Source organism: Streptomyces silvae, from assembly GCF_016745505.1.
Classification (GTDB): Bacteria; Actinomycetota; Actinomycetes; order Streptomycetales; family Streptomycetaceae; genus Streptomyces; species Streptomyces silvae.
In genome coordinates this window covers 16,535-35,628 of the sequence record NZ_JAERUC010000068.1, presented here as the reverse complement: position 1 = coordinate 35,628, position 19,094 = coordinate 16,535, and the positions used below count along the sequence as shown (strand labels likewise).

The following is a 19,094-nucleotide window of genomic DNA, read 5'->3' as shown; positions in this document are numbered from 1 at the left end:
CGTCGTGCTCGGAGTCCAGGAGGGCTTGCAGGGTGCGGTGCCCCCACGTCTGATAGCCGAACATGACGACGCGCACAGGTTCCTCCTCGGAACGGCAAAGGGAAGATTGCTTAGTAAAGCAAGCCTAACCTAAGTGCATAATGGGTCTCGCTGCAAGGTCACTTGACGGCGGCTCACCCACACCCTCGCTCGATTCGCCCTGTCGACAGCGCGCGAAGATGAGGTTAGCTTTACCTAAGTTCCGCCCCGGCTGCCGCTCGGCCGGTGTGCTCTGTCCCGCTTTCCCCGCGTCCGCCAAGCGGCTGCACCCGCACGATGGGAGTGACATGTCACAGGCTTCACCCGACGACGCACCACCGGTCCACGACCTCATAGGCATCGGCTTCGGACCGTCCAATGTGGCCATGGCCATCGCGCTCACGGAGCGCAACTCGCGCGTCGGCAGGCAGGAGGCCGTCACCGCTCACTTCTTCGAGAGCCAGCCGCGGTTCGGCTGGCACCGGGGGATGCTGATCGACGACGCCACGATGCAGGTGTCCTTCCTCAAGGACCTGGTGACGCTGCGGAACCCGTCGAGTGAATTCAGCTTCCTCTGTTACCTGCAGAGCCAGGGGCGCCTGGTCGACTTCGTGAACGGCAAGAGCCTCTTCCCCCTGCGGGTCGAGTTCCACGCCTACTTCGAGTGGGCCGCCGCGCAGGTGGACGACATGGTGTCGTACGGGCACGAGGTCATCGACGTACGGCCCGTCGAGCGCGACGGTGTCGTGGAGTACGTGGACGTGACCTCCCGTTCGGGGTCGGAGACCGTGGTCCACCGGGCGCGCAACCTCGTGATCGGCACGGGCCTGCGGCCGCAGATGCCCGACGGCGTCAAGCGCACGGACCGCGTCTGGCACACCTCGGACCTGCTGGCCCGGGTGGACGGCCTGGACACGGCCGAGCCGCCGTCCCGCTTCGTGGTGGTCGGGGCCGGTCAGAGCGCGGCGGAGAACGTGGCGTACCTGCACCGCCGCTTCCCGAAGGCCGAGGTCTGCGCGGTCTTCTCCCGCTACGGCTACAGCCCGGCCGACGACAGCGGTTTCGCCCCGGATCTTCGACCCGGACGCGGTCGACGAGTACTTCACGGCCCCGGACGAGACCAAGCGCAGGCTGATGGACTACCACGGCAACACCAACTACGCCGTGGTCGACATCGACCTCATCGACGACCTCTACCGCACGGCCTACCAGGAGAAGGTCCTCGGCACCGAGCGGCTGCGCTTCCTCAACGTCTCCCGGGTCGTCGACACCGTCGAGACGCCGGACACGGTCCGCACCACCGTCGAGTCGCTGGTCACCGGCGACCGGACGACCCTCGACGCCGATGTGGTCGTCTACGCCACCGGCTATCTGCCCGCCGACGCCCTCGGCCTCCTCGGCGACGTCGCGGAGCACTGCCTCCTCGACGACCGGGGGCGCGTCCGCGTCGAGCGTGACTACCGGATCGCGACCGGTCCCGGACTGAGCTGCGGGATCTATCTGCAGGGCGGGACGGAGCACACCCACGGCATCACCTCGTCCCTGCTGTCGAACACCGCGGTCAGGGTCGGCGAGATCCTCGACTCGGTCGTGGAGCGCGAACCGAAGGACGCCCCCGGCCGGCCCCACGGCGCGGTCGGCGGGGTCGGCGCGCCCCTCTAGGGCGAGTTCCGGAAGTAGCGCCGCTCCCCGGCCCGCCAGGTAACGCCGGCGGGCCGGGGGAGCGGTCCTCAGCCGGGAATCCGCCGACGGCCGCCACGCGCCGCCGCCACCAGCTCGGGAAGCGTCGCCAGCTTGACCCGGGGGCGTCCGTCGCGGCGCCCCAGGGCCAGCTCGGCACGCTCGATCTCCGCCAGCCCGCGTGCGTCCACGATCCGGCGGTTACGGCGCCGTACGAGACGCCGGAACGCCTTCTCCCCCTGCTCCGGAGCGGGCAGGGTGCCGTCGACGGCATCGCCGAGCAGCGTGCCCACGGTCTCGGCGGCGCACGTCCGGTTGGCCCCGATGCCGCCGGAGGGGCCGCGCTTGATCCATCCCACGACATACGTTCCCGGCCGGCCCGCCACCCGGCCGCCCTCGTGCGGGACGGTGCCGGTCGCCTCGTCGAACGGCAGCCCGGTGACCGGCAGTCCACGCTGTCCGACGGCCCGCAGCAGCAGTCCGGCCGGGATCTCCCCGCCGTCCTCGCCACCGCCGGTGACCCGGACGGCGCGGACCCCGCCCTCACCGAGGGCCTCCACCGGCGCGGAGTGGAAGCGGAACACGATGCGGCGCCCCGCCGGGGGAGGACGCGACCAGTCCACCTCCTCCCGGGCGACATCCGCCAGCAGCGCGGCCCGGCCGTCCGGCTCCGCGCCGTCGATCGCCGCGGCGATCCTCGGATCGTGGTCGTCGACGACCAGCTCCACCCCCGGGAGGTGCTTCAGCGCGAGCAGCTCGGACCTGGTGTACGCCGCGTCCTCGGGCCCCCGCCGCCCCAGCACCACCACCTCGCGCACCGAGCCGGCCCGCAGGGCCTCCAGGGCGTGGCCCGCGATGTCCCCGGCCACCAGCGCGTCGGGGTGCGAGACCAGGATCCGCGCGGTGTCCAGGGCCACGTTCCCGGTGCCGACCACGACGACCCGCTCCCCGGACACGTCCACGGCGTCCGGGGCGACCTCGGGATGGGCGTTGTACCAGGAGACGAACGTCGTCGCGCAGATGCTGCCGGGCAGGTCCTCGCCGGGGATCCCCAGCGGACGGCCCGCCGGCGCGCCGACGGCGTAGATCACCGCGTCGTGGTGCGCGGCGAGTTCCTCCGCGGTGACGTCCCGCCCCACCTCCAGGCCGAGATGCATGCGCACCCTGGGATGCGTGTGGAACCTGGCGAAGGTGTCGCCGGCCTTCTTCGTGGAGAGGTGGTCGGGCGCCACGCCGTAGCGGATGAGCCCGCCCGCGACGGGCAGCCGGTCGATCAGCGTCACCTCCGCGTTCGTGTGCAGCAGCAGGTCCTCGGCGGCGTACATCCCCGCAGGTCCCGTGCCCACCACCGCGACGCGCAGCGGTGCGAAGTCCGACGGCAGACTGCGTTTGAAGGACGGCTCCCCCCACACGTGGAAGTTCGGCCCCTCCGGGTCCGGTGCGGGCTCACGGTCCGCGAAGTACGCCGCGTTGAGCGGGCCGTACTCCTGCTGCGCGGGGGAGAGGCTGTCCACCGGGAAGACCGCGTCCACCGGGCAGGCGTCGGCGCAGGCACCGCAGTCGATGCAGGACTTCGGGTCGATGTACAGCATCTCCGTCCGGCCGAAGTCCGGTTCGTCCGGCGTCGGGTGGATGCAGTTGACGGGGCACACCGAGACACAGGTGGCGTCGCCGCAGCACGTCTGGGTGATGGCGTAGGTCATGTCGTCCGCTCAGATCAGATGGGCACGCTTGTAGAACGCCAGGGCGGGCTTGGTGAGGAGACGGGCCGAGGCGAGGAACTCCATGAGGCCCGAGCAGCTGGACCGCATCATCGACTTGTGGTGCTCGTTGGCCTTCGCCTCCTCGACGGCACGCTTCCCGTCGAGCCCGGCGTTGGCGTAGACGCCCTTGTTCACCATGCTGGTGACGATCACGTACGACGCGATCGCGATGATCAGCGCGTTGATCCGCCGCCGCACCGGGCCCGCACCGCTGAGGTGCCTGCGGGTCTCCGCGCGGGCGAACTTCATGTGCCGGGACTCCTCGACGACATGGATGTTGTTGATGGTGCGGACGAAGGGCACGACCCGCTCGTCCCGCATCCAGTCGCGCTGCATGACGTCGAGGACCTCCTCGGCGACGAGGATCGCCGCGTAGGCAGCCTCGCCGAACGCGAGTGTCTTGAACGCCCGCCCCAGCTCCACCGCGAGCCGGTGCGGGCGGTAGGGCGGGGCGCCCAGCTTCTGCGCGCCCCGGGCGAACATGATCGAGTGCCGGCACTCCTCGGCTATCTCGGTCAACGCCCATTGGACGTCGGCGCTCGTGGGGTCCTTCGCGTAGACGTCACGCAGGACCATCTGCTGGAGGATCATCTCGAACCAGATGCCGGTGCTGGCCACCGACGCCGCTTCCTGGCGCGTCAGCTCCTTGCGCTGCTCCTGGGTCAGCTCGGCCCAGTACGCGGTGCCGTACAGGGTGCTCCACTCAGGGCTGGCGCCGTGGAAGTCCTTGTCCAGCGGCGTGTCCCAGTCGACCTCCGTGGCGGGGTCGTACGCCAGGGTGGCCGCCGATTCCAGCAGCCGCCGGGTGAGGTGGTCCTCGGGCGGCCGGTCCTCGGCATCCGGTCGAACAGTGCTGCTTGCCATGGTGCGGCTCCTCGGTTCGTCAGTGCTGTCCCTGGTGCTGTCACATGTGCGCCGGCGGTGACGGATCGTCATATGCCGGGCCGCCGACCGGAGGTGACGGCAGCCGTGAGCAAGGAACCGGCGCCGGCCGCCCCGGCCGGGCAGCCTTCCGTCCCGCTTGTTAGACGGAAGGTATAGCAAGGGGGCGGGGCGGGCCTACCCCCCAGTAAGAAATGTGTCGGCATCCCCGCGATATCTCCTCCCGTGCGCCCCTGTGCGCGCTGCCCGCAGGGGGTGAGGAAGGGGTTTCGTTCGTGATACCGAACATCGTTCGCAATTTCAGCGCGACTCATTGACGCCGGGTTTCCCCGCGCCTACGGTCCCGTCCGAAGTAGCGGGCAGGCGTCGAAATTTCGAACGCAATGCCTCCCCGTCACGCGTCCCCGCACCTCAGAGACGAGCCGAGACGAGCCGCCATGCAACCACCCCTTCTCAGCCGGCGCCGAGCCCTCGCGGGCGGTGCCGGCGCCCTGGCCGCTGCCGGAGCCCTGGGCTCCCTGTCGGGCTGTGCCGCACCGGCCACCGCCGCGGGTCCGGGACAGACCCTGCTGCGGTACTGGCATCTGTTCGGTGGCGGCGACGGCGTCAACATGCAGGGCATGCTGGACGACTTCAGGGCCGGGCACCCGGAGATCGCCCTGGAGGCCTCGACCCTCCAGTGGGGCGCCCCGTACTACACCAAGCTCGGCATGGCCGGCGCGGGCGGACGGGCCCCCGAGCTCGCCGCCCTGCACCTCGCCCGGCTCGCGGGGTTCGCCCCCGGCAGACTCCTCGACCCCTTCGACCTCGGCCTGCTGGCCGAACACGGCGTGCACGAGGAGGACTTCCCGCCGGACATCTGGCGCCGGGGCCAGGCCGGCGGCAAGCAGTACGCCGTCCCGCTCGACACCCACCCCTTCGTCCTCTACTACCAGACCGAGGTCTGCGAGAAGGCCGGACTCATGGCCGGCGGCCGGCTCAAGCCGATCAGGGGCGCCGAGGAGTTCGCCGACGCCCTGCGCGCCGCGAAGAAGGTGACCGGACAGCCGGGACTGGTGACCGAGACGCTCGGCCCCGACTGCATCACCCCCTGGCGTCTCTTCTCCAGCCTCTACGCGCAGACCGGCGGCACGGTGCTCTCCGCGGACGGCAGGCGCCTCGCGCTGGACGACGCCAAGGCGCTGCGGGTCCTGGAGTACCTGGCCCGCCTCATCGAGGAGGGGCTGATGGTGCGGCGCGTCGACTACCCGGGATCCGTCGGTGTCTTCAACGGCGGGAAGACGGCGTTCCACCTCAACGGCGAATGGGAGATCTCCACCTTCAAGGCGACCGGGCTCCCGTTCTCCATGACCCGCATCCCCGCGCTCTTCGGGACCGCGGCCACGCAGGCCGACTGCCACGCCTTCGTCCTGCCGCACCAGTCGGACCGCGGCGGCGCACCGAACGAGGCCGCCCACACCCTCGTCGCCTGGATGCTCAAGCACTCCGTCGCCTGGGCCGAGGGCGGTCACGTGCCCGCCTATCTTCCGGTGCTCGACGATCCGGCGTACCTCGCCCTGAAGCCGCAGTCCGAGTACCGGGGCGTGATCGACGACGTGGCGCTCGACGAACCCGCGTGGTTCGCCGGCTCCGCCTCCCGGATGTGGATCGAGCTCGGCGCCGTGTTCTCCGGGGTCCTCACCGGCTCCCGCAGCCCCCGCAACGCCCTGGCCGAGGCCAAGACCCGGCTCCGGGCACTCCTCGACACCCGTAACCCCCTCCCGGGAGCCGCGACATGACCTCCACCACCGCGGCGCCCGCACCCGTGGCGAAGCCCGCCGGGGGACCGGCCGGCAGCCCGGGCCGCGCCGTGCACCGGAAGTGGACCGAACACGGCCTGGTGTTCATCGCGCCCTTCCTCCTCGTCTACGCCGCCTTCCTGGTCTGGCCTCTCATATCCGGCCTGGGCATGAGCCTCACCAGCGAGAACATCACCGGCTCCGGAGGGGAGTTCGTCGGCCTCGACAACTACGCCGAGGCGGTACGCGACCCCGACGTGTGGTCCTCGCTGTGGAACACGGTCTGGTTCACGGTCCTGTCCACCGTCCCGCTCGTCGTCGTCGGCCTCGCCCTGGCGCTGCTCGCCCACCAGCTGCGGGTGGTCCAGTGGCTGTGGCGGCTCAGCTGGTTCGCGCCGTTCCTGCTGCCGTCCGGGGTCGTCTGCCTGCTCTTCCTCAACATGATCCTGCCGTCCGGCTTCGGCCTCGCCGACCAGCTGCTCGCCACCGTCGGGCTGACGCCGGAGATCGGCTGGCTGACCGACGAGCGGTACGCCATGCTCAGCATCGTGGCGACCACCGTCTGGTGGACCGTCGGCTTCAACTTCCTGCTCTACCTGGCCGCCCTCCAGGCCATCCCGGCCCATCTGTACGAGGCCGCAGAACTGGACGGGGCGGGCGCCGGGAAGCGCCTCCTGCACATCACCCTGCCGATGCTCCGCCGCACCACCGGACTGGTCGTGGTCCTCCAGGTGCTGGCCTCGCTGAAGATCTTCGACCAGGTCTACATCATGACCGGCGGCGGTCCCGACGAGTCCACCCGGCCGATCCTCCAGTACGTCTACCAGCAGGGCTTCACGGGCTACCGCATCGGCTACGCCTCGGCGGTCTCGTACATCTTCTTCGCCCTGATCCTGACCGTCTCCCTGGTGCAGCCGCTGCTGTCCCGGCGCCGAGCTGAGGAGGCCGCGAAGTGAGCGGTACCGCCACCGTCACCACCAGCCCCGCCGCGCGGTCCGCCGACGCCGGGGGCCGCCGCCCGCGCTGGACCCGCGGCAGGATCGCCCTGCTCGTCATCGCCCTGCTCCTCACTGCGGCCTGGCTCCTGCCGCTCGCCTGGGCCGTCGCCACCTCCCTGAAGCCGGAGGGCGACACGACGAGGACACCGCTCTCCTGGACCGGCTCGCGCGTCACCTTCGACGCCTACAGCAAGGTATGGGAGTCCGGCGACCTGATGGTCTGGCTCATGAACTCGGCGTACGTCTCGGTCATGACCACCCTGCTGACCGTCGTGACGTGCGCGATGGCCGCGTACGGATTCACCCGCACCGAGTTCCGCGGCCGGCGGCTGCTCTACGGCCTTGTGCTCGCCGGCATCATGGTGCCCCCGCAGGTCCTCATCGCGCCCCTGTTCCGCGAGATGGTCCAGCTCGGCCTCGTCGACACGTACTGGGGCGTGATCCTGCCCCAGGTCGCCGTGCCCGCCATGGTGTTCATCCTGGTGAAGTTCTTCGAGGGCGTGCCCCGGGAGCTGGAGGAGGCCGCCTTCTGCGACGGCGCCGGCCGCTGGCGGGTGTTCTGGACGATCGTCATCCCGCTGTCCCGGCCCGTGCTGGCGGCCGTGGCGATCTTCACCTTCATCTCCACCTGGAACAACTTCCTCTGGCCGTTCCTCGTGACCACCGACCCGGGCGGCATGACCCTGCCCGTCGGCCTCGTCAACGTCCAGTCGAGCTTCGGGGTGCGGTACGCGCAGATCATGGCCTCGCTGGTGATCGCCGGAACGCCGCTCCTGATCGTCTTCGCGTTCTTCCAGCGGCAGATCGTGCGCGGTATCGCACACACCGGTGTCGCCGGCCAGTAGAGGCCCCGCCGCACCCGACGGCCCGTACGGACGACACGTGTCCGTACGGGCCGTCACACGTGTGTCCGTACGGGCCCGTCAGGCGATCTGCGTGCCCCGCGCCAGCAGCAGCGCCACATCCGCCGACGCCGCCACCACCGTCCCCGCGAGAGCCGCCTTCCGCCACGCCCCGACCGGCCGCGGACCGGCGCACAGCGTCGCCGCCGCCACGGCGCAGAGGGCGGCCCCGGACAGGACGGCGGCCGTCCGCCCGCCGGGCGCCCCAGCGGGCCCCAGGAGCAGCACCGCGGTGGCCGCGACGAGCGGAACGGGCAGCAGCCGCCGGACACGGGCCGGGCCCAGCCGCTGGGGAAGCCCGCGCACACCGGCCCGCAGATCCTCCTCGATGTCCGGCAGTACGTCGCCCAGATGGGCCGCGACCCCGAGCAGCGCACCCGCCGCCACCGCCCACCACGCGGGCCACGGACTCCCCGGCAGACTCAGGGCGACCAGACACGGCAGGCTGCCGAAGCCGATCGCGTACGGCAGCCAGGACAGCGCCGTGCCCTTGAGCCTCAGGTTGTACGCCCACGCCGCCACGACCCCGGTCATATGCGCCGCGCCCGCCGCGGCGCCGCAGGCGAACGACAGCACCGCGCACAGGAACAGCGCGGTGAACGCCGCGCCCCACACCGTGCCCCGCCCCACCGCACCCCGGGCCACGGGCTTCCCCGGGCGCGCGGCCCCGGCGTCGCGGACGGCGTCGAACGCGTCGTTGCACCAGCCCACGGAGAGCTGCCCGGCCAGCACGGCGGCCCCGACCAGAACCCAACGGCCGTGCGCGGGGCCCGAGCTGACGGCCAGTGCGGTGGCGAGCCCGGTCACCGCCACCACCGGGCCCGGATGACAGGACAGCGCGAGCCCCGCCGGCGCGCCGGACAGACGCGCGGCAGGGGAGGGCACATGGGGTCTGTCCGTGGTGTCCACGAGCCGATCGTAGGGACACCCCGGCACACGAACACGGCAGCCGCGCGCCGCATGTGCGCCGATTTGCCCCGCTCTGTAGGCAGGATGTGGGGCATGACCTTTCCGAATCGGTGGCCAGGGTGACCCGGATCGCGGCTGTGCACGGAGTCCTGCCGCCCCATCGCCATGCCCAGGCAGACGTCACCGACATGGTGGCCCGCACCTGCCTGCCCGCGGGCGCCGACCGCCGGGTGCTGGACCGGATCCACGCGAACGCGGGCGTACGCACCCGGAACACGGTGCTGCCGCTCGAGCGCTACGGCGAACTGGACGGCTTCGGCGCCGCGAACGACGTGTTCATCGACGCCGCCGTCGGCCTCGGCGCCGAGGCCGTGCGCGGCGCCCTGCGCAAGGCCGGGCTGCGCCCCGACGACGTGGACCTGCTGATGTTCACCTCGGTCACCGGGATCGCGGCGCCCTCCGTCGACGCGCGGCTCGTCGGACGCCTCGGCCTGCGCCCCGACGTGAAGCGGCTCCCCGTCTTCGGGCTCGGCTGCGTCGCCGGAGCCGCCGGGGTGGCACGGCTGCACGACTACCTGCTCGGACGGCCCGGACAGGTGGCCGTGCTGCTCTCGGTCGAGCTCTGCTCCCTGACCTTCCAGCGCGACGACACGAGCCCCGCCAACCTGGTCGCCACCGCACTGTTCGGCGACGGCGCCGCGGCCGCCGTCCTCGTCGGCGGCGACCACCCGGCACCGGCGGACGGCCCCGAGGTGGTCGACACCCGCAGCCGCCTCTACCCGGACACCGGGCACGTCATGGGCTGGGACATCCGGGGCTCCGGCTTCACCGTCGTCCTGGACCCCGCTGTCCCCGACGTCGTACGCCGCTATCTCGCCGAGGACGTCGGCGGCTTCCTGGAACAGCACGGGCTGAAACCGAAGGACATCGGCCGCTGGGTGTGCCACCCGGGCGGCCCCAAGGTCCTGGACGCGGTCACCGACGTCCTGTCCCTGCCCGACGGCGCCCTGGAGGTCACCTGGAACTCGCTCGCCGAGACCGGCAACCTGTCGTCCTCCTCGGTCCTGCACGTCCTGCGGGACACGATGGACCGGCGGAGGCCCGAGCCCGGGACGCCCGGCCTGCTGATGGCCATGGGCCCCGGCTTCTGCTGCGAACTGGTGCTGCTGCGCTGGTAGTCCGGAGGAACACATGATCTGGTACGCGGCCCTCGTGCTGGCCGTCGCCGCCGAACGCCTGGCCGAGCTCGCACTGGCACTGCGCAACGCCCGCTGGAGCCTCGCCCGGGGCGGCACCGAGGCCGGACGCGGGCACTACCCGGTGATGGTCGCCCTGCACACCGGGCTGCTCGCCGCGTGTCTCGCCGAGACCTGGCTCGCCGGCCGTCCCTTCGTGCCCTGGTTCGGCTGGACCATGGTGGCCGTGGTGGCCGCCGCGCAGGGACTGCGCTGGTGGTGCGTCCGCACCCTGGGCCGCCGCTGGAACACCCGGGTCATCGTCGTCCCCGGCCTGCCCCTGGTGACCGGCGGGCCCTACCGATGGCTGCGCCATCCCAACTACGTGGCCGTCGCCGCCGAGGGGGCCGCGCTGCCGCTGGTCCACGGCGCCTGGGTGACCGCCGTCCTGTTCACCGTGCTCAACGCGGCGCTCCTGACCGTACGCATCCGGTGCGAGGAAGGCGCGCTGTCCCGCCTCGCGGGCGCGGAGGCACCCGCGTGATCGACCTCCTGGTGGCGGGCGGCGGACCCGCCGGACTGGCGGCGGCGATCCGGGCCGCCGCGGCAGGCCTGGAAGCCGTGGTCGTCGAACCCCGTCCCACCCCCGTGGACAAGGCCTGCGGCGAGGGCATCATGCCCAGCGGAGTGGCGGCCCTGCGCGCCCTCGGGGTCACCCCGGCGGGCCGCGACCTCCGGGGGATCCGGTACGTCGAGGGCGCCCGGCAGGCGGAGGCGGCCTTCCGGGGCCGTCCCGGGCTCGGCGTCCGGCGCACCGAGCTGCACGCCGCCCTGCACCGGCGGGCCCAGGAGCTCGGCGTGCGGGTCGTCCCGGGCCGGGCCACGGAGGTGCGCCAGGGCCCGGACAGCGTCACGGCGGCGGGGCTGACGGCCCGCTGGCTGATCGCCGCCGACGGCCTGCACTCCCCGCTGCGCCGTGCGCTGGGCCTGGAACGCCCCTGCCCGGCCCCGCGCAGATACGGACTGCGCCGGCACTACCGCATCGCCCCCTGGACGGACCTGGTCGAGGTCCACTGGTCGCGCCACGGCGAGGCGTACGTGACGCCGGTGGGGGAGCGGCTGGTGGGCGTCGCCGTGCTCAGCCGCCACCGCCGCTCCCACGAGCAGCACCTCTCCGCCTTCCCCGCGCTGGCCCGCAGGCTCGGCGGCCTGGAAGCGGGGCCCGTGCGCGGCGCAGGCCCGCTGCGCCGCAGCGCGAGCACGCCGAGAGCCGGACGGGTCCTGCTGGCCGGTGACGCCGCCGGTTACGTCGACGCGCTCACCGGCGAGGGCATCGCCCTGGCGGCGGCCACGGCGTCGGCGGCCGTCGACTGCCTCCTGGCGGGGCGGCCCGAGGCGTACCCGGCCGAGTGGGCCCGGCTGACGCGACGCCACCGGCTGCTCACCGGAGCACTGCTGCGCGCCGCGGGACACCCCTGGACCGGCGGCCTGATCGTGCCCGCCGCCCACCGGCTGCCCCCGCTGTTCGCCGCCGCCGTACGCGCCCTGCAGTAGCCGCCTCCCGTGACGGGACACCCGCCGAGGGGCCGGGAGCCCGGTCTGCCATCCTGTGCGGGTGCCGCCCACGCCCCGTACGCCGCAGCCCGTCACGCCCGACCCGCCGAATCCGGCGATGAACCCGCTGATGACGCAGTCCTGGCTGGACCTGGCCTTCCTGCACTGGGCGGCCGACCCCGACGACGTCGCGCCGCTCCTGCCCGCCGGAACCGTCCCGGACACCCTGGACGGGGTCACCTACGTCGGTCTTGTGGCCTTCCGTATGTACCGCGTGGGATGGCTCAGGCTCCCCGGCATCCCCTACCTGGGCACCTTCCCCGAGACCAACGTCCGGCTGTACACCCGGGACGCGCACGGCAGACGCGGGGTGGCCTTCCGTTCGCTGGACGCCTCCAGGCTGATCCCCGTGGCCGTCGCCCGGGCCGCCTTCCGGCTTCCGTACATGTGGTCCCGGATGGAGATCCGGCGCGAGGCCGACACCCTCACCTACACCAGCAGACGGCGCCTCCCGGGCCCCCGGGGCGCCCACAGCCGGATCGTGCTGCGCACCGGCGGACGGATCGAGGAGCCCACCGAGCTCGAACACTTCCTGACCGCACGGTGGGGCATGCACAGCACCTTCCACGGACGCCCGATGTACCTCCCGAACGCCCACCCCCGCTGGCCCCTGCACCGCGCGGAGCTCCTGGAGTGCGACGACACCCTGGTGACGGCGGCGGGACTGCCCGCACCCGAGGGGGAACCGCTGAGCGTGCTGTACTCGCCCGGCGTCCCCGTGCGCTTCGGCCGCCCCGGCCGCCCGTAGCCGTGCGAACCCGGAGAGTGCCCTCGGCCCCGAACCTCACGGCAGCGCGGGACCGTACCGGGCGGCGAGGAAGCGGGAAGCCGTGTAAAAAGGGGGACATGGCCGGACGCTACGGCCGCCCGCGTTCGTTTCTCGGGATGAGAAGCCTCGCTGGTCAGGTCTTTCTCCTGCAAGTGGCGATCGTGGTGTTGCTCGTCGCTGCATCCGTGGCCGCGCTCGTGCTGCAGTCACGGGCCGACAGCGAGCGCGAAGCCCGCAATCGCTCCGTCGCCGTGGCCGAGACCTTCGCGAACGCCCCCGGCGTGGAAGCGGCGCTCCAGAGCCCCGATCCCACCGCCGAGCTGCAGCCGAAGGCGGAGGCGGCACGGAAGGGCTCGGGCGTCGACTTCATCGTCGTCATGAACCTGGAGGCCATCCGTTACACCCATCCGCTGCCCGACCGGATCGGCAAGAAGTTCGTCGGCACCGTCGGCCCCGCCCTGGAGGGCCGCACCGTCACCGAGAAGGTCGACGGCACCATCGGCCCGCTCGTCCAGGCCGTGGTGCCCGTGAAGGGCGCGAACGGCGAGGTCGTGGGCCTGGTCTCCGCGGGCATCACCATCAAGAACGTCAGCGGCGTCGCCGAGGGCCAGTTCCCCCTCCTGTTCGGCTCGGCCGGCGGGATCCTGCTGCTCACCATGGGAGGCACGGCGCTCGTCACCAGGCGCCTGAAACGCCAGACCCGCGGTCTCGGCCCGACCGAGATGACCCGGATGTACGAGCACCACGACGCCGTTCTGCACGCCGTGCGGGAAGGCGTGCTCATCGTCGGCGGCGACGGACGGCTGCTGCTGGCCAACGACGAGGCGCGAAGGCTCCTGCGCCTGCCCCCCGACGTCGAGGGCACGCCCGTCACGGAGCTCGGGCTCGACCAGGTCATCAGCGGGCTGCTGACCTCGGGACGCAGCGCCACCGACGAGGTGCACTCCGTGGGCGACCGCCTGCTGACCGTCAGCCAGCGGTCCACCGACCGCAACGGCGGACCGCCGGGCACCGTGACGACCCTGCGGGACACCACGGAGCTCCAGACCCTCACGGGCAGGGCCGCCCTGGCACGCAGCAGGCTCAAGCTCCTCTACGACGCGGGCACGGAGATCGGCACCGCCCTCGACGTCGTACGCACGTGCGAGGAGCTGGCGGACTTCGCCACGACACGGTTCGCCGACTACGCCACCGTGGACCTCGCCGAGGGCGTCCTGCGCGGCGAGGAGCCCACGGCCGTCCGCGCCACCACCGACGGACTGCGCCGCTCGGCCTTCAGCGGGCCCCGCGACGACACCGGACTCCACCCCCTGGGCTCCGTGATCCGCTTCCTGCCGTCCACGGAGATCGGCGCCGGCCTGCTCAGGGGCGAAGCCGTCCTCGACACCGACCTGGCGCGGCTCTCCGGCTGGCAGCAGCAGAACCCGGATCGCGCGGAGCGCATCGTGGAGAGCGGATTCCACTCGCTGATGGCCGTCCCGATGCGGGCCAGGGGCGTGATCCTCGGCGCCGCCCTGTTCTGGCGGGCCCAGACCCCCGAGCCGTTCGAGGACGAGGACCTGTCCGTCGCGGAGGAGCTCGTCGCCCGCGCCGCGGTGAGCATAGACAACGCCCGCCGCTACTCGCGCGAGCACAACGTGGCGGTCACCCTCCAGCGCAGCCTGCTGCCGCAGGGGCTCCCCGACCAGAGCGCCATCGACGCCGCCTACCGTTACCTCCCCGCGCAGGCCGGGGTCGGCGGGCTCGGCGGTGTCGGCGGCGACTGGTTCGACATCATCCCGCTGCCCGGCGCCCGGGTCGCCCTGGTGGTCGGGGACGTGGTGGGGCACGGACTCCACGCCGCCGCGACCATGGGGCGCCTGCGCACCGCGGTCCACAACTTCTCCACCCTGGACCTGCCCCCCGACGAACTGCTGTGGCACCTGGACGAGCTCGTCGCCCGTATCGACCAGGACGAATCGGCCGAGGGCTCCGAGGGCAGCGGCGTCACCGGGGCCACCTGTCTCTACGCCATCTACGACCCGGCGTCCGGCCGCTGCACCATGGCCCGGGCCGGCCACCTCCAGCCCGCGATCGTCAGCCCCGACGGCGAGGCCGTGTTCGCGGACGTGCCCGGCGGCCCGCCCCTGGGCCTCGGCGGCATGCCCTTCGAGACCCTCGACATGCAGCTTCCGGAGAACAGCCGCCTGGTCCTCTACACGGACGGCCTCGTCGAGGACCGGCAGCGCGACATCGACGAGGGGCTGGAGATGCTGCGCGCCACCCTGTCCGGACACCCCGACCGGACACCCGAGGAGACCTGCGAGGCCGTCCTGCGCGTCCTGGTGCCCGCCAAGGCCCGGGACGACATCGCCCTGCTCGTCGGCCGTACGCTCCGCCTCGCCGCCGAGAACGTGGCCGAGTGGGAGGTCCCCTCGGACCCCTCGGCGGTCGCCCGGGTCCGCTCCGACGTCTCACGCAAGCTGAACGAGTGGAACCTGATCGAGGAGGCGTTCACCACCGAGCTGATCCTCAGCGAACTGGTCACCAACTCCATCCGCTACGCCAACGGCCCCATCCGCGTACGCCTGATCCGCGACAGAACGCTGATCTGCGAGGTGTCCGACCGCAGCAGCACCTCGCCCCATCTGCGCCAGGCCGCCAGCATGGACGAGGGAGGCCGGGGGCTGTTCCTCGTCGCCCAGCTGGCCGAACGCTGGGGCACCCGCTACACCGACGACGGCGGCAAGGTCATCTGGACGGAACAGCTGCTCCAGCCGGAGACCGACGGGTTGGTGTGACGGCGGGGCCGGTGGGTGGTGATCACATTCGGCGCCCCGGGCGCCCGGCTGGCCTCCCCAGACCAGTCGGGGCTTTACCGCGCGCACGTACTACCCGCCGGTCGCGCAGATCACGGGCGCCGGAAGACGCCCGCCCCACGGGAAGTCCGCGGGCCCGGAGCAGGGCTGCCGCTGTCCACGGGACACGGCCAGCCGAGCGAGGATCGCGCGGCGCCGAGGGGGCCGAGGGCCAGGCATGCACCGTCTCCGCACGCACGACCGGCCCAAGGATCCGCAGGCGCACGGACCTCCCACCCCTCACTTCACGACTTCCCCCTTCCTCGGGCGCGAAGGAGGCGGGGCGCGCGCGGCGCCCCCACCTCACGTCCGCCGTCCCGCAGGACGCACGGCGCGGTAGTACAGGTCCAGACACATGAGCAGTTCGGTCTGTTCCACGCCCGGCAGGGTTCTGATCTCGGAGTCGATCAGTCGCATGACGTCCTTGGCGTCGCGGCAGACGGCCTCGGCGAAGATGTCGAAGCGGCCCGCGCAGGCCACGACATAGGTGATGGACGGGATCTTGGTGAGGAGCTGGGCGAGGGCTTCGATGCCTTGGCCCGGGCCGCCGCGGATGGCCACCCAGACCTGCATCTCGAAGCCGACGCTGCGCGGGTTGCCGATGGCGGTGATGTGCAGTACGCGGTCGCCGAGCATGCGGGTGACGCGCTTGCGGACCTGGGACTCGGAGATACCTACCGTCTCCGCGATGCCCTGGAAGGGGAGCCGGCCGTCCAGGCTGCCCGGTCCGATTGAGGGCCGGGCACGGTCGTGTCACCAACTGTTGCTCGTGTGCGGTCGTTCGATGGTCGGTGGGCAGGGCCGCCAGACCCAGCGCGTTGCTGTGACACCGCCTCAGCCGCTCTTCGCCGCCTCGCACCCCCTAAGTGCTCACACGCGTCCTCGCGGAGACGGAGCAGCTCTGGAACTCCGGGCCTCGCGGCGACAGGCTTGGCCTCACAGTCGGCACCGCAGTCTCCCGGCGACAGCTCATGCCCAGCGGCGAGCACCAGATGCTGCTGCAGCAAGCGTGCCTGCTCGCACAGCGACGTGCGGCGGCAACCGCACGATCTGCGGCTTCACCGAGCTGGACGTCCTGTTCGACGAGGCCGGCGAGTGCCAGGTGTGCCCTGTTTCGGATGAGGTACCACTGATCAGGACTGTCTTCATGCTGCGATCCCCCCGAGTTGGTGGATCTGCGGTGGGACGGGCGTTTCCCGCCCCGCGGAAGAACTGCTGATCCCATGGAACCCCTCTGACCTGCACAGAGAGTGAACGATCCGCGCTTCGCCCGGCAAGCTCCTCCTGCGTGGGCGCCTTTACTCAGGGCAGGACGCTCGCCGGGGTGCATCGAAGGCGGGTCGCGTCCCGGCTGGGGGGTGCGCCGAACTGGCGGCGGTACTCTCGGCTGAACTGCGACGGGTTGTCGTAGCCGACGCGGTGGCCCACACCGGTGACGTCGTTGGGGTGGGTGGCGAGCAACAGCCGCGCCTCCTGGAGCCGGATCTGTTTCTGGAACTGGATGGGGCTCATCGCGGTCACCGCCTGGAAGTTGCGGTAGAAGGCGGAGACGCTCATACCGGACAGGCGCGCCACGTCCTCGACCCGGAAGGCTTCCGCGTAGTGTTCGCGGATCCAGCGCACGGCCCGGGAGACATGACTGAGGCCGCTGTCCGCGAGCCCGAGCTGGCGCACCGCCGCACCCTGCTCGCCGGTGATCAGCCGCCACAGGATCTCGCGTTTGACCAGTGGGGCCAGCACGGCGCGGTCACGAGGCTCGTCGAGGAGGCGCAGCAGGCGGACCGCCGCGTCGAGGAGCGCGGGCGGGGCATCGCTGACCGCGATCCCCGACGGCGCGCCCGTGCCGGCGCGGGGGGTCTCGCCGGGACCGGCCTGCAGCAGCAGCTCGGCGATTGCGGAAGGTTCCAGTGTGAGTCCGAAGCCGAGGGCCGGCCGTTCGGGGTCGGCCTGGGTGAACTGCCCGGTGACGGGCAGGTCGACGGATGCGACCAGGAACTGTCCGGCGCCGTACGCGTAGACCCGGTCGCCGAGCGCGAGGCGTTTGGCGCCCTGGGCGATGACTGCGAGCACTGTGCCGGTCATGGAGGGCGCCGACGGATCCGACCGGTCGACCTTCGAGATCAGGAGGCCGTCGATGGCCGTGGTCCGGTCGGGGCGGGCATGCCGGGCCAGCAGGGTGCGCAGCTCTTCGAGGTACATGCGTTTATTGCAGCACCAAACGGTGCCCCGGCTCGCGCAGTCGCGAGGATTATGCAAGTACCAGCGAGCATCGTTCTAACATTTCCGCAGGTCAACGGGTTGTATGGAAGCACCGCACTCCATCAACGTAGAAGAAGGCCCCCGTGATTGCCATGTACGGCTTCAACGCCACTCTGACCGCCAAGCCCGGAATGGGTGACCCACTGGTCGACCTGCTGCTGACCGGCCTGGACGAGGGCAGTCCTGGCGCGAGCGAGCACTGCGTCGTCTACCTCGTCTCCCGTTCCGCGTCCGCACCCGACGTCGTCCACATCACCGAGGGCTGGACCAGCGAGGAGGACCACCACCGGATCTTCGCCGGAGAGGCCGCCCAGGCCATCGTGGCCCGTATCGACGGGCTCCTGGCCGAGGAGTCCCAGTACACCGACTACGTCCCGGTCTGCGGCAAAGCCGCCTTCTGAGCCCCGGATCCCGCGGCACGCTGCCGTATCTGCTCGGCGCGCCTGCCGAAGCAGCCCTCATCCCCAGCTCCGTCCCACCACCGTCCGGCACCACTCGACGAAAGGCAACGACCGTGACCACAGCGCGCCCCGCCCTGGACCCCGAACTGCGTGAACTCCTGGCCGACATGCCGCTGATGCCCCTGCTCAGCCCCGAAGTCCTCGCGCAACTGCGCCAGTATCCGTCGACGCCCATCGACTCCCTCCTCGCGCACCGGCAGGTCGAGCGGCGCGAGATCACCGTGCCCGCCAAGGACGGCGCCGCGATCCCTCTGTCGGTCTGCAGCCCCACGCACACCGATCGCATCACCCCCGCACCCTGCGTCTACTGGATGCACGGCGGCGGGATGGTCATGGGCGACCGTTTCTCACAGATCGACATCCCGCTGGAGTGGCTTGACGCGTTCGGTGCGGTGGTGGTCTCCGTGGACTACCGGCTCGCTCCCGAGGCCACCGGCACCGCTCTGGTCGACGACTGCTACCAGGGGTTGCTCTGGATCGCCGAACACGCCGCCGAACTGGGCATCGACCCCGCCCGGATCGTCCTCGCGGGCGCCAGCGCGGGCGGCGGCCTCGCCGCAGGCGTCGCCCTGCGGGCCCGCGACCTCGGCACTCCGGCGATCGACGCCCAGATACTGATCTGCCCCATGCTCGACCACCGCAACACCACCACCTCCAGCCGCCAGTACGCCGGCGAACCCGGCGTCTGGAACCGCCAGATGAACGAGTTCGGATGGCGTGCCGTCCTCGGCGATCTCACCGACGGCGAGGTACCCGCCTACATCTCCCCCGCGCTGGCAGACGACCTCTCGGGCCTGCCGACCACCTACATCGACACCGGCTCAGCCGAAGTGTTCCGCGACGAGGACACCGACTACGCCACCCGCATCTGGGCGGCCGGCGGCCAGGCCGAACTCCATGTCTGGGCGGGCGGCTTCCACGGGTTCGACGCGCTGTATCCGCAGGCGAACATCTCGACCACGGCCCGCCGAACCCGCACCGACTGGCTCGCCCGGCACCTGCGCTCGAACGGCGCCGCCTAGGTAGGGGAACGGAGCATCTCAGGGCGG

15 protein-coding genes and 2 pseudogenes are annotated in these 19,094 nt (G+C 71.8%); 11 read left to right on the top strand and 6 right to left on the bottom strand.

Going from position 1 to position 19,094, the window contains the following annotated elements; translation table 11 throughout:
• Positions 1-326 precede the first annotated feature (326 nt).
• A pseudogene (locus JKV81_RS08875) lies at positions 327-1,680 on the top strand (lysine N(6)-hydroxylase/L-ornithine N(5)-oxygenase family protein).
• Between the two features lie 68 nt (positions 1,681-1,748).
• On the opposite strand, the gene JKV81_RS08870 reads toward JKV81_RS08875, so the two are convergent.
• A complete protein-coding gene (locus JKV81_RS08870; RefSeq protein WP_202075335.1) occupies positions 1,749-3,401 on the bottom strand; it encodes an FAD-dependent oxidoreductase in 1,653 nt (550 codons plus the stop codon).
• Between the two features lie 9 nt (positions 3,402-3,410).
• Positions 3,411-4,325 (bottom strand): AurF N-oxygenase family protein, encoded by a 915-nt coding sequence (locus tag JKV81_RS08865; protein WP_202075334.1) that lies wholly within the window; start codon positions 4,323-4,325, stop codon positions 3,411-3,413.
• A 455-nt stretch (positions 4,326-4,780) separates the two neighbouring features.
• Between JKV81_RS08865 and JKV81_RS08860 the strand changes: the two genes are divergently transcribed.
• Genes JKV81_RS08860 through JKV81_RS08850 form a run of 3 tightly spaced genes read left to right on the top strand, consistent with a single transcriptional unit; the run spans position 4,781 to position 7,964 of the window.
• Positions 4,781-6,121 carry an extracellular solute-binding protein gene (locus JKV81_RS08860; RefSeq protein ID WP_202075333.1) on the top strand — a complete coding sequence of 447 codons (1,341 nt, stop codon included), beginning with the start codon at positions 4,781-4,783 and terminating at the stop codon, positions 6,119-6,121.
• Complete coding sequence (locus JKV81_RS08855) at positions 6,118-7,077, top strand: carbohydrate ABC transporter permease (protein WP_129260676.1); 960 nt, start codon at positions 6,118-6,120, stop codon at positions 7,075-7,077. Before JKV81_RS08860 ends, JKV81_RS08855 begins: the two co-directional genes overlap by 4 nt.
• Positions 7,074-7,964, top strand: a complete 891-nt coding sequence (locus JKV81_RS08850; RefSeq protein WP_202075332.1) for a carbohydrate ABC transporter permease — start codon at positions 7,074-7,076, stop codon at positions 7,962-7,964. Before JKV81_RS08855 ends, JKV81_RS08850 begins: the two co-directional genes overlap by 4 nt.
• 78 nt (positions 7,965-8,042) lie before the next feature.
• Here the strand turns inward: JKV81_RS08850 and JKV81_RS08845 are convergent, their stop codons facing one another.
• The gene (locus JKV81_RS08845) at positions 8,043-8,930 is read right to left on the bottom strand and encodes a UbiA family prenyltransferase (protein ID WP_129260674.1); all 888 of its coding nucleotides are present in this window, start codon (positions 8,928-8,930) and stop codon (positions 8,043-8,045) included.
• A gap of 119 nt (positions 8,931-9,049) precedes the next feature.
• Here JKV81_RS08845 and JKV81_RS08840 point away from each other — a divergent pair, with 119 nt between their 5' ends.
• The 5 genes from JKV81_RS08840 (at position 9,050) to JKV81_RS08820 (ending at position 15,268) form a co-directional block, all read left to right on the top strand.
• On the top strand, positions 9,050-10,108 hold the full coding sequence (locus JKV81_RS08840) for a type III polyketide synthase (protein WP_202075331.1): 1,059 nt from the start codon (positions 9,050-9,052) through the stop codon (positions 10,106-10,108).
• 13 nt (positions 10,109-10,121) lie between these two features.
• The gene (locus tag JKV81_RS08835; RefSeq protein ID WP_129260672.1) at positions 10,122-10,649 is read left to right on the top strand and encodes an isoprenylcysteine carboxyl methyltransferase family protein; all 528 of its coding nucleotides are present in this window, start codon (positions 10,122-10,124) and stop codon (positions 10,647-10,649) included.
• Positions 10,646-11,659: an NAD(P)/FAD-dependent oxidoreductase gene (locus tag JKV81_RS08830; protein ID WP_202075330.1), complete on the top strand. Its 1,014-nt coding sequence runs from the start codon at positions 10,646-10,648 to the stop codon at positions 11,657-11,659. The genes JKV81_RS08835 and JKV81_RS08830 overlap by 4 nt, the downstream gene beginning before the upstream one ends.
• Positions 11,660-11,777: 118 nt before the next feature.
• A complete protein-coding gene (locus tag JKV81_RS08825) occupies positions 11,778-12,467 on the top strand; it encodes a YqjF family protein (RefSeq protein WP_202075336.1) in 690 nt (229 codons plus the stop codon).
• Between the two features lie 98 nt (positions 12,468-12,565).
• Positions 12,566-15,268 carry a SpoIIE family protein phosphatase gene (locus JKV81_RS08820; RefSeq protein WP_202075329.1) on the top strand — a complete coding sequence of 901 codons (2,703 nt, stop codon included), beginning with the start codon at positions 12,566-12,568 and terminating at the stop codon, positions 15,266-15,268.
• A gap of 360 nt (positions 15,269-15,628) precedes the next feature.
• Here the strand turns inward: JKV81_RS08820 and JKV81_RS08815 are convergent, their stop codons facing one another.
• The 3 genes and pseudogenes from JKV81_RS08815 to JKV81_RS08810 all read right to left on the bottom strand — a co-directional run bounded on the left by JKV81_RS08815 (position 15,629) and on the right by JKV81_RS08810 (position 17,524).
• A complete protein-coding gene (locus tag JKV81_RS08815) occupies positions 15,629-15,961 on the bottom strand; it encodes an Lrp/AsnC family transcriptional regulator (protein ID WP_236055889.1) in 333 nt (110 codons plus the stop codon).
• Positions 15,962-15,970: 9 nt separating this feature from the next.
• Positions 15,971-16,042 (bottom strand): annotated as a pseudogene (locus JKV81_RS36115) (hypothetical protein); the annotation flags it as partial.
• 585 nt (positions 16,043-16,627) lie between these two features.
• Positions 16,628-17,524, bottom strand: coding sequence for an AraC family transcriptional regulator (locus JKV81_RS08810; protein ID WP_129260668.1), 897 nt, complete (start codon positions 17,522-17,524; stop codon positions 16,628-16,630).
• Between the two features lie 143 nt (positions 17,525-17,667).
• Between JKV81_RS08810 and JKV81_RS08805 the strand changes: the two genes are divergently transcribed.
• Positions 17,668-17,985: a putative quinol monooxygenase gene (locus JKV81_RS08805; protein WP_147982507.1), complete on the top strand. Its 318-nt coding sequence runs from the start codon at positions 17,668-17,670 to the stop codon at positions 17,983-17,985.
• A 113-nt stretch (positions 17,986-18,098) separates the two neighbouring features.
• A complete protein-coding gene (locus JKV81_RS08800; RefSeq protein ID WP_202075328.1) occupies positions 18,099-19,067 on the top strand; it encodes an alpha/beta hydrolase in 969 nt (322 codons plus the stop codon).
• The last annotated feature ends 27 nt before the right edge of the window (positions 19,068-19,094 follow it).